The organism is Lysinibacillus sp. FSL K6-0102 (genome assembly GCF_038003545.1).
Lineage (GTDB): Bacteria > Bacillota > Bacilli > Bacillales_A > Planococcaceae > Lysinibacillus > Lysinibacillus capsici.
Map to the genome: position 1 here is coordinate 119,882 of NZ_JBBOPH010000001.1, position 14,798 is coordinate 134,679.

Sequence of the window (14,798 nt, forward strand, 5' to 3'; positions counted from 1 at the left end):
AAGCAAAACGTAATCAATAAAGTTTTAAGTAGCTAGTTTTGCTAGTGAACGAAACATAATTTTGGACATCAAACATGATGCCAGCAAAACAATTTGAGCTAATCAAATTTCTTTTATGGAGAGTTTGATCCTGGCTCAGGACGAACGCTGGCGGCGTGCCTAATACATGCAAGTCGAGCGAACAGAAAAGGAGCTTGCTCCTTTGACGTTAGCGGCGGACGGGTGAGTAACACGTGGGCAACCTACCCTATAGTTTGGGATAACTCCGGGAAACCGGGGCTAATACCGAATAATCTCTTTTGCTTCATGGTGAAAGACTGAAAGACGGTTTCGGCTGTCGCTATAGGATGGGCCCGCGGCGCATTAGCTAGTTGGTGAGGTAACGGCTCACCAAGGCGACGATGCGTAGCCGACCTGAGAGGGTGATCGGCCACACTGGGACTGAGACACGGCCCAGACTCCTACGGGAGGCAGCAGTAGGGAATCTTCCACAATGGGCGAAAGCCTGATGGAGCAACGCCGCGTGAGTGAAGAAGGTTTTCGGATCGTAAAACTCTGTTGTAAGGGAAGAACAAGTACAGTAGTAACTGGCTGTACCTTGACGGTACCTTATTAGAAAGCCACGGCTAACTACGTGCCAGCAGCCGCGGTAATACGTAGGTGGCAAGCGTTGTCCGGAATTATTGGGCGTAAAGCGCGCGCAGGCGGTCCTTTAAGTCTGATGTGAAAGCCCACGGCTCAACCGTGGAGGGTCATTGGAAACTGGGGGACTTGAGTGCAGAAGAGGAAAGTGGAATTCCAAGTGTAGCGGTGAAATGCGTAGAGATTTGGAGGAACACCAGTGGCGAAGGCGACTTTCTGGTCTGTAACTGACGCTGAGGCGCGAAAGCGTGGGGAGCAAACAGGATTAGATACCCTGGTAGTCCACGCCGTAAACGATGAGTGCTAAGTGTTAGGGGGTTTCCGCCCCTTAGTGCTGCAGCTAACGCATTAAGCACTCCGCCTGGGGAGTACGGTCGCAAGACTGAAACTCAAAGGAATTGACGGGGGCCCGCACAAGCGGTGGAGCATGTGGTTTAATTCGAAGCAACGCGAAGAACCTTACCAGGTCTTGACATCCCGTTGACCACTGTAGAGATATAGTTTCCCCTTCGGGGGCAACGGTGACAGGTGGTGCATGGTTGTCGTCAGCTCGTGTCGTGAGATGTTGGGTTAAGTCCCGCAACGAGCGCAACCCTTGATCTTAGTTGCCATCATTTAGTTGGGCACTCTAAGGTGACTGCCGGTGACAAACCGGAGGAAGGTGGGGATGACGTCAAATCATCATGCCCCTTATGACCTGGGCTACACACGTGCTACAATGGACGATACAAACGGTTGCCAACTCGCGAGAGGGAGCTAATCCGATAAAGTCGTTCTCAGTTCGGATTGTAGGCTGCAACTCGCCTACATGAAGCCGGAATCGCTAGTAATCGCGGATCAGCATGCCGCGGTGAATACGTTCCCGGGCCTTGTACACACCGCCCGTCACACCACGAGAGTTTGTAACACCCGAAGTCGGTGAGGTAACCTTTTGGAGCCAGCCGCCGAAGGTGGGATAGATGATTGGGGTGAAGTCGTAACAAGGTAGCCGTATCGGAAGGTGCGGCTGGATCACCTCCTTTCTAAGGATTATTTCGGAATACAAACCTTGGGTTTGTAAGATTACGTTTTGCGTTCAGTTTTGAAGGTTTATGAAATTTAATAAAACTTCCAAGAGGGCCTATAGCTCAGCTGGTTAGAGCGCACGCCTGATAAGCGTGAGGTCGATGGTTCGAGTCCATTTAGGCCCACCATATATACCTCTTGGGGCCTTAGCTCAGCTGGGAGAGCGCCTGCCTTGCACGCAGGAGGTCAGCGGTTCGATCCCGCTAGGCTCCACCATTTTTTTGTTCTTTGAAAACTGGATAAAACGACATTGAAATTGTAACAAACACATTTATTTTTTTAAGTTTTTTATAGGCTTAATAACTTGGTTAAGTTATTAAGGGCGCACGGCGAATGCCTTGGCACTAGGAGCCGAAGAAGGACGGCACTAACACCGATATGCTTCGGGGAGCTGTAAGTGAGCTTTGATCCGGAGATTTCCGAATGGGGGAACCCACTACGTTTAATCGCGTAGTATCTTGACGTGAATACATAGCGTCTTGAAGGCAGACCCAGGGAACTGAAACATCTAAGTACCTGGAGGAAGAGAAAGAAAAATCGATTCCCTGAGTAGCGGCGAGCGAAACGGGAAGAGCCCAAACCAAGAGGCTTGCCTCTTGGGGTTGTAGGACACTCTATACGGAGTTACAAAAGAGCGAGTTAGATGAAGCGACTTGGAAAGGTCCGCCAGAGCAGGTAAAAGCCCTGTAGTCGAAAGTTCGTTCTCTCCTGAGTGGATCCTGAGTACGGCGGAACACGTGAAATTCCGTCGGAATCCGGGAGGACCATCTCCCAAGGCTAAATACTACCTAGTGACCGATAGTGAACCAGTACCGTGAGGGAAAGGTGAAAAGCACCCCGGAAGGGGAGTGAAAGAGATCCTGAAACCGTGTGCCTACAAGTAGTTAGAGCCCGTTAATGGGTGATAGCGTGCCTTTTGTAGAATGAACCGGCGAGTTACGATTACGTGCAAGGTTAAGCTTTAGAAGGCGGAGCCGCAGCGAAAGCGAGTCTGAATAGGGCGAAATAGTACGTGGTCGTAGACCCGAAACCAGGTGATCTACCCATGTCCAGGGTGAAGGTGAGGTAACACTTACTGGAGGCCCGAACCCACGCACGTTGAAAAGTGCGGGGATGAGGTGTGGGTAGCGGAGAAATTCCAATCGAACTTGGAGATAGCTGGTTCTCTCCGAAATAGCTTTAGGGCTAGCCTCGTGATGAGAATACTGGAGGTAGAGCACTGTTTGGACTAGGGGGCCATCCCGGTTTACCGAATTCAGACAAACTCCGAATGCCAGATATTTATACACGGGAGTCAGACTGCGAGTGATAAGATCCGTAGTCAAAAGGGAAACAGCCCAGACCACCAGCTAAGGTCCCAAAGTAATCGTTAAGTGGAAAAGGATGTGGCGTTGCACAGACAACCAGGATGTTGGCTTAGAAGCAGCCATCATTTAAAGAGTGCGTAATAGCTCACTGGTCGAGTGACGCTGCGCCGAAAATGTATCGGGGCTAAACGATTCACCGAAGCTGTGGATTGACATCTACGATGTCAGTGGTAGGAGAGCGTTCTAAGTGCGTTGAAGTCAGATCGGAAGGACTGGTGGAGCGCTTAGAAGTGAGAATGCCGGTATGAGTAGCGAAAGACGGGTGAGAATCCCGTCCACCGTATGACTAAGGTTTCCTGAGGAAGGCTCGTCCGCTCAGGGTTAGTCGGGACCTAAGCCGAGGCCGATAGGCGTAGGCGATGGACAACAGGTTGATATTCCTGTACCACCTCCTCACCGTTTGAGAAATGGGGGGACGCAGTAGGATAGGGTAAGCGCGCCGTTGGTTGTGCGCGTCCAAGCAGTAAGGCGTGTGTGTAGGCAAATCCGCACACTGTAACGTTGAGCTGTGATGGCGAGTCCGTATGGACGAAGTTCCTGATTTCACACTGCCAAGAAAAGCCTCTATCGAGGTGAGAGGTGCCCGTACCGCAAACCGACACAGGTAGTCGAGGAGAGAATCCTAAGGTGTGCGAGAGAACTCTCGTTAAGGAACTCGGCAAAATGACCCCGTAACTTCGGGAGAAGGGGTGCTCTTGAGCGTGCAAGCGCATGAGAGCCGCAGTGAATAGGCCCAGGCGACTGTTTAGCAAAAACACAGGTCTCTGCAAAACCGTAAGGTGACGTATAGGGGCTGACGCCTGCCCGGTGCTGGAAGGTTAAGAGGAGTGGTTAGCGCAAGCGAAGCTGCGAATTGAAGCCCCAGTAAACGGCGGCCGTAACTATAACGGTCCTAAGGTAGCGAAATTCCTTGTCGGGTAAGTTCCGACCCGCACGAAAGGCGTAACGATCTGGGCACTGTCTCAACGAGAGACTCGGTGAAATTATAGTACCTGTGAAGATGCAGGTTACCCGCGACAGGACGGAAAGACCCCGTGGAGCTTTACTGTAGCCTGATATTGAATTTTGGTACAACTTGTACAGGATAGGTAGGAGCCAGAGATCTCGGAGCGCCAGCTTCGAAGGAGGCGTCGGTGGGATACTACCCTGGTTGTATTGAAATTCTAACCCATGCCCCTTAGCGGGGCAGGAGACAGTGTCAGGCGGACAGTTTGACTGGGGCGGTCGCCTCCTAAAAGGTAACGGAGGCGCCCAAAGGTTCCCTCAGAATGGTTGGAAATCATTCGTAGAGTGTAAAGGCACAAGGGAGCTTGACTGCGAGACCTACAAGTCGAGCAGGGTCGAAAGACGGGCTTAGTGATCCGGTGGTTCCGCATGGAAGGGCCATCGCTCAACGGATAAAAGCTACCCCGGGGATAACAGGCTTATCTCCCCCAAGAGTCCACATCGACGGGGAGGTTTGGCACCTCGATGTCGGCTCATCGCATCCTGGGGCTGTAGTCGGTCCCAAGGGTTGGGCTGTTCGCCCATTAAAGCGGTACGCGAGCTGGGTTCAGAACGTCGTGAGACAGTTCGGTCCCTATCCGTCGTGGGCGTAGGAAATTTGAGAGGAGCTGTCCTTAGTACGAGAGGACCGGGATGGACACACCGCTGGTGTACCAGTTGTCTTGCCAAAGGCATCGCTGGGTAGCTATGTGTGGACGGGATAAGTGCTGAAAGCATCTAAGCATGAAGCCCCCCTCAAGATGAGATTTCCCATTACGCAAGTAAGTAAGATCCCTCAAAGACGATGAGGTAGATAGGTTCGAGGTGGAAGTGTGGTGACACATGGAGCTGACGAATACTAATCGATCGAGGACTTAACCAAAAAAGTTTAAAACATTCAATGCACCGTTTATCCAGTTTTGAAAGAACAAATCTTTCAATTAAATACAAAGTCTAGTGATGATGGCAAAGAGGTCACACCCGTTCCCATACCGAACACGGAAGTTAAGCTCTTTAGCGCCGATGGTAGTTGGGGGCTTCCCCCTGTGAGAGTAGGACGTCGCTAGGCAAAAGAAAGATCAGAGAATAAATTCTCTGATCTTTTTTGCTTTTTTGTTGTCTCAAATTAAGAAGATAGTTTAAAGTAGGCTGTCCCCGGAAAAAGACAGCCGTATATACTAAAACTCAAGAGCACTCCGAAGATCATTTAAATAAGATTGACTTACTGGTAACTCACTTCCATCAATTAAAGTGACAATAAAATTTGACGTTAAATCACGTGCCATTTTTTTTATGAAATGTATATTTACGATGTAAGATCTATGGATACGAATAAAATATGATGGTAATCGTAATTGAAGTTCTTTAAGTGTAATACTTGTTTTATACTGATCCCCCTCTACATAAAACCATGTTTTTTTCTGTAGGCTTTCAATATGAGATATTTTATTAATTGCTACAGGATTCCATTCCTCCTCTTGCTTTCCAGTTAAAAATTGAAATGGTTCTGCTCTTTTTGCTGTAAATGATGACGGTAGGATAATGACGAGAGCAGCAGGCTTATTTTGAATGTATATGGGATAACCAATGCCATAATATGGCGTATCGAAAAGAGAATTATCTAAAATAGCATCTGTTTTTTTTTGAGTCTGTAACACTTGGTCGGCAATACTCCCAGGTAATACTTGTTGACCTATCTCTAAATGAATACTTTGGTGACCAGAGTGAAAATAAACATAAGCATTTTCAACAGCAATAGCAATGGATGAATCAGCAGGTATCCAGTCTTTCAACATAAAAATATATTGTTGTGAAATATCTTTTACGAAAGAATTTAACTCATTGTTCATTGTGAATATCCCCCTTGTTTGTAAACAGTCTTCCAAATTTCATCGTCAAAAAAGGTAGTTTTATCCTTAAAATTTGATCTTTTATCGAAAAATAATGAAAATTCAAATAGTCTGTTATATATTAATTTACAACAAATAAACCTGTTATGGAACAGATAATTAAAAGTTTTTTAACAGAGTATATTGTACACAAAGGGGAAGGTGGAATTTCAATATGTCAACTCGTCAAGAAAGAATCGAAGCTTTAGAAAAACAATGGGCTGAAAACCCACGTTGGGCTGGTATTGAACGCACATATTCAGCTGAAGAAGTTGTTAAATTACAGGGGACAGTAGTAATTGAACAAACACTAGCACAAAAAGGTGCTACTCGACTTTGGAATTCATTACATGAGGAACCGTTTATCAATGCATTGGGGGCATTAACGGGGAATCAGGCAGTACAACAAGTAAAAGCTGGATTAAAGGCTATCTATCTATCAGGCTGGCAAGTAGCTGCTGATGCAAACCTGTCTGGTCAAATGTATCCTGACCAATCATTATATCCAGCTAACTCTGTACCAGCAGTAGTAAAACGAATTAATCAAGCGCTTCAACGTGCAGATCAAATTGATCATGCTGAAGGACGTGTTGATCAATTTGATTGGTTCGCGCCAATCGTAGCAGACGCAGAAGCAGGTTTTGGTGGGCCTCTAAACGTATTCGAGCTTGTAAAAGGTATGATTGAAGCAGGAGCAGCGGGTGTTCACTTAGAAGATCAATTAGCATCTGAAAAGAAATGTGGACACCTTGGAGGTAAAGTATTACTTCCAACACAAAATGCTGTTCGTAACTTAGTAGCTGCACGTTTAGCAACAGATGTAATGGGTGTAGATACAATTTTAATTGCACGTACAGATGCTGATGCTGCTGATATGGTTACATCAGATATTGATCCACGTGATGCAGAGTTCATCACTGGTGAACGCACACCTGAAGGCTTCTTCCGTACAAAAGCTGGAATCAAACAAGCAATTGCTCGTGGTTTAGCTTACGCTCCATATGCAGATTTAATTTGGTGTGAAACTTCTAAACCATCACTTGAAGAAGCTAGAGAATTTGCTGAAGCTATTCATGCTGAGTTCCCAGGTAAAATGCTTGCATACAACTGCTCACCTTCATTCAACTGGAAGGCAAATCTTTCAGAAGAAGAAATTGCAGAGTATCAACGTGAACTTGGTAAGTTGGGTTACAAATTCCAATTCGTTACTTTAGCAGGTTTCCATGCACTTAACCACTCTATGTTTGAGCTTGCTCATGACTATAAAGATAATGGTATGGCTGCATATTCTAAGCTACAACAAGCAGAATTTGCTTCTGAGTCTAAAGGCTATACAGCTACACGTCACCAACGCGAAGTAGGTACTGGATACTTTGATGAAATCTCTCAAGTTATCTCTGGTGGTACTTCTTCTACAACAGCAATGGCAGGTTCTACTGAAACGGAACAGTTTGTATAAGTCGTAATTTAAATACGTGTTTTCCTAAATTCATAATCATAGAATAGTCTCCTCCGCTCCTCCTAAAGCGGGGGATGACGAAACTAAAATGGCAAAGGTGGGTAAACAGCTAATGGAACAAGCAACGACAGGTAAGCTTAAAATTGTTGGAGAACAAAATGAGCAAACTAATGAAATTTTGACACCTGAAGCTCTTGAATTTGTTCTTGCTCTGCACGAAAAATTTGATGCTCGTCGCAAGGAGCTGTTGGAGGCTCGACAAGAACGCCAAAAACGACTTGATGCGGGAGAGAAGCTGGATTTCCTACCAGAGACAAAGCATATTCGGGAAGGTGATTGGGTAATCGCACCACTTCCAAACGACTTACAAGATCGCCGTGTTGAAATTACAGGGCCAGTTGATCGGAAAATGGTTATTAATGCGTTAAATTCTGGAGCAAAAATGTTCATGGCATGCTTTGAAGACGCATCTTCTCCGACATGGGAAAATATGATTGGCGGTCAAATTAATATGCGTGATGCTATTAATAAGACGATTGAGTTTACACAAGAATCCAATGGTAAAACATATAAATTAAATGATGAGACAGCAGTGCTGTTAGTTCGTCCACGAGGTCTACACTTGCTTGAGAAGCATGTCCTGGTGGATGGAGAGCCGATTTCTGGCAGTTTCTTTGATTTCGGTTTATATCTATTCCACAATGCCAAAAACGCACTTGCACAAGGTACAGGGCCATATTTCTATCTACCAAAACTTGAAAGTCATTTAGAGGCTCGACTATGGAATGATGTCTTTGTGTTTGCTCAAGATTATATTGGTATTCCACAGGGGACAATAAAAGCTACTGTATTAATCGAAACGATTTTAGCTGCGTTTGAGATGGATGAAATTTTATATGAGCTACGTGAACATTCAGCTGGTTTGAATTGCGGTCGTTGGGATTATATTTTCAGCTATATTAAGCGTCTACGCAATCAAGCTGATGTTATTTTGCCAGACCGTGGGCAAGTAACGATGACAGTACCTTTTATGAAAGCCTATACATCTTTATGTATTCAAACATGTCACAAGCGAAATGCACCAGCAATGGGCGGAATGGCAGCTCAAATTCCAGTTAAAAATGACGATGAGGCGAATGCAGTGGCATTTGCAAAGGTGGCAGAAGATAAACGTCGTGAGGCAACAGAGGGGCACGACGGTACATGGGTAGCACATCCTGGTATGGTTGCAACAGCGATGGAGCAATTTGATGCAATTATGACAACGCCTAACCAAATTCATAAAAAGCGTGAGGATGTACAAGTATCTGCCGAAGATTTAGTAGCTGTACCAGAAGGAACAATAACAATTGAAGGTCTACGTATTAACTGTAGTGTTGGTGTACAATATATTGCTTCATGGCTTCGAGGTAACGGAGCTGCACCAATTAATAACTTGATGGAGGATGCTGCAACAGCAGAAATCTCTCGTACACAAGTATGGCAATGGATCCGTCATCCGAAAGGAATCTTAGATGATGGACGTGGTATTACACTAGCATTTGTTTTAGAAATATTGGAAGAAGAACTTGTGAAAATTAAAGAGGCTGTTGGGGAACAAGCTTATAACAGTGGTCGCTATGAAGAAGCTGCTGAACTGTTTAAATCCTTAATTGAACAAGATGAATTTGCGGAATTCTTGACACTTCCAGGGTATGAAAAATTAGCGTAAAATACAAGTCTACTATCCAACATATCAAACTTTCCTAATAACTATCTAAGGATTGCACTCGAGTACAATCCAGCCTATTCCACTAACATAACGTGACGGGGTCTGTTCCCCCGTTTAAAGAGATGAGCACGATTGAATTAAAAGGGGTCTATAAATAAAAGTTAAGAGATTTTAAGGGATAAAGATGTCTTACTAGCTTAGATGGGGAGCAGTAAGGCATCTTTTATATAGTACATCCGCGTAACTGCTTTTTTAGTTACGCGGTTTTTCTATGCTAATTTACTACGGCTAGTACAAAGCCATCATACCCTTTGACACCCACTGTTTGTATAGCCGTTGCTTCAATTCTTGGGTTTGCTTTTACTAAATCTATAAATTCTTGTACGCCTCTAACACGTTCATCCTCACTATTTTCATTAGTTACCTCACCATTACGTACAACATTATCTGCAATGATAAGAGCGCCAGATTTTGCTAATTTTAAAGCCCACTTCAAGTAAGCGGGGTTATTAGGTTTATCAGCATCAATAAAGATAAAGTCAAATAATAGTCCAGCGTTTTTTAAGTTTGGTAATGTATCTAGGGCATTTCCTACAATGACCTCGACCTTTGGTCCATACCCTGCATTCGCTATATTTTGCTTGGCAACTTTGGCGTACTCTTCATTAATTTCTAATGTCACAATTTTTCCTGCCTGAGGAAGAGCTTGGGCTAAACAAATACTGCTATAGCCTCCAAGTGTGCCGATCTCTAAAATATTTACCGCACTTTTCATTTTTGCGAGTAAATATAACAGTCTCCCTTGAGTAGGAGATACATCAATCTCTGGAATACCTGCAGCTTTATTAGCCTGTAGTGCAGTATTAAGATGTTCGTTTTCTGGAAGGAGCTTAGTCATGAAATAGTCATCTACGTATTGCCAAACATTTAATTCTGTCATTATACAGTCCTCATTTCATTATGCTTTAAAGTGCAAGCTTGCCAATAAAGTGTATGATAGAATGAATCATAATAAAAATATATTATTATTATTAATACATAACTAAAGATTATGAATTGAGGTTAAATCATGAATAGTCATGGCTTAAAATTGTTTTATCAAGTTGCGATTACAGGCAGTTTTACAAAAGCTGCAGAAATGCTATGCATAAGTCAACCTGCAGTTTCAAGTCAAATCAAACGTTTTGAACATGAAATTGGAGTCCAGCTATTTCAACAACAGGGACGTGGTGTAGTACTTACTGAATTCGGTGTGACACTAGCAGAAAAAGCTCAAAATCTTATTGCTCTTGAGCAACATATTGAAACATTTATAGAAGATTATCGACTTGCAAGAACTGGGAATTTACACATTGTTGCAACTTTCTTACCTGCTAATTTTTTAATTCCTAAATGGGCGGCTACTTTCAAGGCTGCTAATGAACAGGCGAATTTAATGATTACAACAACCAACACAAAGGATGCCTTTGAACAGTTAATAAACTATAAAGCGGATATGGCTATTTACGGTGGGGGAATGTCTGAAAGACCTAAGGAAATAGAGTGGGAGGAATTATATGAGGATGAATTATGGTTTGTTGTATCGCCAAATCATCGCTATGCACATCAGTCTATTACATTAGTTGAAATGTTTCAGGAGCCTTTTATTATGAGAGAAGTAGGTAGTTCGATGAGGGAGCATCTTTTCTCATTATGTCAAACATACCAAGTGAGACCACCAAATATCGCACTCCAATTTAATGGTATTCATGAAACCATTCGCTCAGTCATGGCGGGCTATGGTGCAAATTTTATTTCTTCTCTTGCGGTTAGAGAGTATGTAGAGAGTGGGCAATTGGCGAGAGTTTATGTGAAGGATATACATGCCATTAAACATAAAATTGCAATTTGTACAAGGAATAATGAGAAGCAGAATTTACTTGTGCAAAGATTTATTGAAACCATAAAAAATTCCCCCATTTAAACATTTGAATCTCATGCAAGGTGGAGAGAAATTTGTTATATTAGTTGTATAACAAATGTGGAGCTGATAAACATGTTTATTCAAATAGAATTTCAATCAGACGTACCTATTTATGAGCAGGTAACACGTCAAATTATTGAAGGAATTGCTAGAGGAGAAATGAAGCCAGGTGATACTTTGCCATCTGTGCGGAGTTTAGCTGCCGATTTAGGTGTTAATATGCATACTGTTAATAAGAGTTATCATGAATTAGAGGCGAAAGGGATTATTACCATTCGGCCAAAATCTGGAGCTATTATAAGTTCAGCAGAGGAGAGAGCTTTATCACCTGAGCAACTACGACAAATCGAAAAGAATTTAAAACCTGTTGTGGCAGAAGGAATGGTGCTCGGTGCAACAGCTGAACAAATTGAGCACATGATGAAAAAAGTATTTGCTGATTTGCAAATTCCAGCAGAGGGAGTGTAGCAAAATGCTACTTGGCGTTTTTATAACCATTTACATCATGACATTAGCTTTGCAAATAGTCGTTCCCTATATTGTAAGAGAGACTATCGTTTTTGGAGTCACAGTGCCTGATCAAATTATTAAGCATCCCATCTTAGCTCAGTTGAAAAAACAGTATGTGCGGTTCGTAGGGGGAACAGGGATAGTTTTTCTAATCATCATGATTATAAGTTACAATCAATTTGCTCCTTCTGAAGCTATTCAAAGTATTGTTTTATTAAGCTGTTTGTTTAGTATGCTTACAGTAAGTATGGCGTTGTATTGGATAAATCATCAAAAGGTATCGAAGTTGAAAAAACAAGAGCAGTGGGGTGCAAATATTAAACAAGTACGGGCAGTGGATTTAACTGCAAGAAGTCGTGATGAAATGCTTCCTTGGTCTTTTTTTGCTGTACCATTAGGAATATCCGTATTTTTGATCATTTACACATACCTTCATTACGATCGCATGCCAAATGATATAGCAGTACATTGGGGGCCGAGTGGTGAAGCGGATGCATGGAGAAACAAGACCTATTTTACGGCTATTTCACTGCCACTGGTAATGCTAATGATGCAATGTATGATGTGGGGAATTACCGACTCCATTAAACGTTCTGCAATTAAATTAGCTGTAAATCGCAAAGAGGAATCGTTGGAGGATCAGCTAAAAACACGAAAATACATGAGTTGGCAAATACTACTGATAAGTTCTGCATTAACAGCTTTATTAACAATTTTACAATTAAGCAACATCTATCCTTCTATGACAGTAGGCTATAAGCTATTACCAGTATTTATTTTGTTCTTAGTTGTTTTGCTGGGTTCATTACTGATATATGTGGTGAAAAAGTATAAACATAAAGTACGCTATGAAGCAAATATAGATTCCAAGGTAATGGACGTGGATGAGGATCGTTATTGGAAGGGCGGCTTAATTTATATGAATCGACAAGACCCATCCGTTTTTGTGGAGAAACGCTTCGGGGTAGGATGGACCATGAACCTTGCCAATCCTAGAGGCTATATTGTGATTGGTTTACCTTTTCTCTTATTGCTGTTGATTTCTATATTTTCGTTATAAAATTATAGTAATTTGTGATGAAAAAATTCGTTCTATATGATCGGATTTTTTCTTATTAACTGGAGGTGGGCAGATGAAGATCCTTGTTGTCGATGATGACGTTCATATTTTACAGCTAGTCAATATTTATCTTACAAAGGAAGGCTACCAAGTGCTACTTGCTGAAAATGCAAAGCAGGCACTAGCCTTACTCGAAGGGAATCTGCCTGATTTAGCTGTTGTCGATGTGATGATGCCAGGAATGGATGGTTTTACACTAACAGAGTATTTAACTCAAGATTATGATATTCCTGTTTTATTATTAACAGCAAAAGGTGAGCTAGAGGATAAAGAACGTGGCTTTTTAGCAGGATCTGACGATTATGTTGTAAAGCCCTTTGAACCAAAGGAATTATTATTTCGTATAGCTGCAATTTTGAGGAGATTTGATAAAAAAAATCAAGTAACCATTCAAGTAGGTAAACTAGTAATTGACCGACGAAGCTTTGAGGTTGTAATAGGGGAAAATACACTTATATTACCTTTAAAGGAATTTGAATTACTGGCTTTGTTAGCATCACGCCCCCATCAAGTATTTACTCGCAGCTATATTATGGAACAAGTATGGGGCTATGACTATGATGGAGATGAGCAAACGTTAAATACGCATGTGAAGCGGATTCGTGAAAGATTAAACCGATATGACACGGCTGTTGAAATTACAACAGTAAGAGGTGTTGGCTATAAGCTAGAGGAAACAACATGAAAACGTTATATAGTAAATTTGTTGTAACAACAATGCTAGTAATGATCGGAAGCTTATGTATGGGCTTTTTGGTAACGAATACCTATTACCATCAAGTTGTAAAAGAAAAAAATGATGCGAAAAACGTTAGCATAGCACAGGATATTGTGCATTATATTGAGACAGACGAACCAGAAGATTTAAATAGCTATCTGACAACCTTGGGTGAAATCGGCTATCAAATATATGTGACAACTGGTGAGGAGGGGCATTTTTTTGGCGGTCCATATCGTGATAAAACATTGTCAACATCTGTTGTGGAGCATGTTTTAAATGGGGAAACCTATCATGGTATGCGAGATTTTCCTAAAGAAACCTTTGTAACAGGATTTTTTGCTAACGAACTGAATAATACAATTGGTGTGCCATTTACCTATGAAAGCAAGTCCTATGCACTATTCATAAGACCAGATATTCGTTTATTGTTTTCTGAGGTGCATACAATACTCGCAGGATTAATGTTGGTTATGACAGTACTGAGTCTTCTTGCCATGCTACTATTTGCTAAAGCATTAATTCGCCCCATTACGAAGTTAACAGCAGCCACTCAACAGCTAGCACATGAAAAATTTGATACAGTTCTAGATATTGATCGTGCAGATGAAATTGGTCAATTAGCATCAAGCTTTAATAGGATGACCGAGAGATTACAGGAAAATGATCGTACACGGAAGGAATTTATTAGTAATGTATCACATGATTTTCAGTCGCCTTTATTAAATATTCAAGGGTATGTAGATTTACTGAAAAATCCTTCCCTTACTGAACAGGAAAGACAGGAATATGCAGCAATCATAGAGCTAGAAACAAAACGCCTATCTACATTAACGAAACAGTTATTATTATTAACTTCCCTTGATCAATCGACAAGAATTGTAAAACGTGAGTCTTATCGTTTAGATGAGCAGTTGAAGGAAACCGTACGAAAGTATCGCTGGCAAATGGAAGAGTCACAGCTTCAAATATCATATAAGCTTGAGCAAATTATTTTTGATGGCGATGCAGGGCTTTTACAAAATGTATGGGATAATTTACTGACAAATGCCATTAAATATAATGTAGAGGGTGGGCAAATACATCTACATTTACAAAAAAAATCTGCCTCACTTGAAATTCTTGTTGAGGACAGTGGGATAGGAATGACTGAGGATCAATTAGCCAAAGCATATGACCGTTTTTATCGCGCCGATGCGTCTAGAACCAAGCAAGGGACAGGGCTAGGTTTAGCGATTGTCAAACAAATTGTTGAGCTACATGGAGGGACCGTACAGATGCAAAGTACGATGCATGCGGGCACAAAGGTTTATATCCATCTACCAATTTTGTCATAAGGAGTTCATATAAAGTTCATGTTCACACGATAA

The 14,798-nt window shown here is 42.3% G+C and carries 9 protein-coding genes, 2 tRNA genes and 3 rRNA genes; 12 read left to right on the forward strand and 2 right to left on the reverse strand.

Annotated features, from left to right (window positions below):
- Window positions 1-112 precede the first annotated feature (112 nt).
- From NYE73_RS00625 to rrf, 5 genes are all read left to right on the forward strand, one after another.
- Window positions 113-1,664: ribosomal RNA gene (locus tag NYE73_RS00625) — 16S ribosomal RNA — on the forward strand.
- 94 nt (window positions 1,665-1,758) lie between these two features.
- Window positions 1,759-1,835, forward strand: a tRNA-Ile gene (locus NYE73_RS00630).
- Between the two features lie 12 nt (window positions 1,836-1,847).
- Window positions 1,848-1,923: transfer RNA gene (locus NYE73_RS00635), tRNA-Ala, on the forward strand.
- A 90-nt stretch (window positions 1,924-2,013) separates the two neighbouring features.
- Window positions 2,014-4,941 (forward strand): 23S ribosomal RNA (locus tag NYE73_RS00640).
- Window positions 4,942-5,011: 70 nt separating this feature from the next.
- Window positions 5,012-5,127 (forward strand): 5S ribosomal RNA (rrf, locus tag NYE73_RS00645).
- Together the 16S, 23S and 5S rRNA genes with 2 tRNA genes alongside form the textbook arrangement of a ribosomal RNA operon.
- Window positions 5,128-5,236: 109 nt before the next feature.
- Here rrf and NYE73_RS00650 read toward each other — a convergent pair.
- The gene (locus NYE73_RS00650; RefSeq protein ID WP_054548492.1) at window positions 5,237-5,908 is read right to left on the reverse strand and encodes a LytTR family DNA-binding domain-containing protein; all 672 of its coding nucleotides are present in this window, start codon (window positions 5,906-5,908) and stop codon (window positions 5,237-5,239) included.
- Window positions 5,909-6,122: 214 nt separating this feature from the next.
- On the opposite strand from NYE73_RS00650, the gene aceA reads away from it, so the two are divergent.
- Together aceA and aceB are read left to right on the forward strand one after the other, a co-directional pair.
- Entirely contained in the window at window positions 6,123-7,406 is a 1,284-nt protein-coding gene (gene aceA / locus NYE73_RS00655; RefSeq protein WP_004233046.1) for an isocitrate lyase, read from the forward strand.
- 112 nt (window positions 7,407-7,518) lie between these two features.
- Window positions 7,519-9,117 (forward strand): malate synthase A, encoded by a 1,599-nt coding sequence (gene aceB / locus NYE73_RS00660; RefSeq protein WP_048395937.1) that lies wholly within the window; start codon window positions 7,519-7,521, stop codon window positions 9,115-9,117.
- A 274-nt stretch (window positions 9,118-9,391) separates the two neighbouring features.
- On the opposite strand, the gene NYE73_RS00665 is transcribed toward aceB, so the two are convergent.
- Window positions 9,392-10,057 (reverse strand): O-methyltransferase, encoded by a 666-nt coding sequence (locus NYE73_RS00665; protein WP_259951212.1) that lies wholly within the window; start codon window positions 10,055-10,057, stop codon window positions 9,392-9,394.
- A 129-nt stretch (window positions 10,058-10,186) separates the two neighbouring features.
- Between NYE73_RS00665 and NYE73_RS00670 the strand changes: the two genes are divergently transcribed.
- The 5 genes from NYE73_RS00670 (at window position 10,187) to NYE73_RS00690 (ending at window position 14,765) form a co-directional block, all read left to right on the forward strand.
- On the forward strand, window positions 10,187-11,080 hold the full coding sequence (locus tag NYE73_RS00670) for a LysR family transcriptional regulator (protein ID WP_257962186.1): 894 nt from the start codon (window positions 10,187-10,189) through the stop codon (window positions 11,078-11,080).
- Window positions 11,081-11,152: 72 nt separating this feature from the next.
- Window positions 11,153-11,548, forward strand: a complete 396-nt coding sequence (locus tag NYE73_RS00675) for a GntR family transcriptional regulator (protein WP_048395924.1) — start codon at window positions 11,153-11,155, stop codon at window positions 11,546-11,548.
- 4 nt (window positions 11,549-11,552) lie between these two features.
- Window positions 11,553-12,650: a DUF1648 domain-containing protein gene (locus NYE73_RS00680; protein WP_259951213.1), complete on the forward strand. Its 1,098-nt coding sequence runs from the start codon at window positions 11,553-11,555 to the stop codon at window positions 12,648-12,650.
- A 73-nt stretch (window positions 12,651-12,723) separates the two neighbouring features.
- Window positions 12,724-13,395: a response regulator transcription factor gene (locus tag NYE73_RS00685; protein ID WP_048395929.1), complete on the forward strand. Its 672-nt coding sequence runs from the start codon at window positions 12,724-12,726 to the stop codon at window positions 13,393-13,395.
- A complete protein-coding gene (locus tag NYE73_RS00690) occupies window positions 13,392-14,765 on the forward strand; it encodes a HAMP domain-containing sensor histidine kinase (RefSeq protein WP_259951214.1) in 1,374 nt (457 codons plus the stop codon). Before NYE73_RS00685 ends, NYE73_RS00690 begins: the two co-directional genes overlap by 4 nt.
- The last annotated feature ends 33 nt before the right edge of the window (window positions 14,766-14,798 follow it).

Excerpts from the sequence above, each read along its gene's own strand:
- NYE73_RS00650 (WP_054548492.1), bottom strand. The coding sequence starts at position 5,908 with ATGAACAATGAGTTAAATTCTTTCGTAAAAGATATTTCACAACAATAT.
- aceA (WP_004233046.1), top strand. The coding sequence starts at position 6,123 with ATGTCAACTCGTCAAGAAAGAATCGAAGCTTTAGAAAAACAATGGGCT.
- aceB (WP_048395937.1), top strand. The coding sequence starts at position 7,519 with ATGGAACAAGCAACGACAGGTAAGCTTAAAATTGTTGGAGAACAAAAT.
- NYE73_RS00665 (WP_259951212.1), bottom strand. The coding sequence starts at position 10,057 with ATGACAGAATTAAATGTTTGGCAATACGTAGATGACTATTTCATGACT.
- NYE73_RS00670 (WP_257962186.1), top strand. The coding sequence starts at position 10,187 with ATGAATAGTCATGGCTTAAAATTGTTTTATCAAGTTGCGATTACAGGC.
- NYE73_RS00675 (WP_048395924.1), top strand. The coding sequence starts at position 11,153 with ATGTTTATTCAAATAGAATTTCAATCAGACGTACCTATTTATGAGCAG.
- NYE73_RS00680 (WP_259951213.1), top strand. The coding sequence starts at position 11,553 with ATGCTACTTGGCGTTTTTATAACCATTTACATCATGACATTAGCTTTG.
- NYE73_RS00685 (WP_048395929.1), top strand. The coding sequence starts at position 12,724 with ATGAAGATCCTTGTTGTCGATGATGACGTTCATATTTTACAGCTAGTC.
- NYE73_RS00690 (WP_259951214.1), top strand. The coding sequence starts at position 13,392 with ATGAAAACGTTATATAGTAAATTTGTTGTAACAACAATGCTAGTAATG.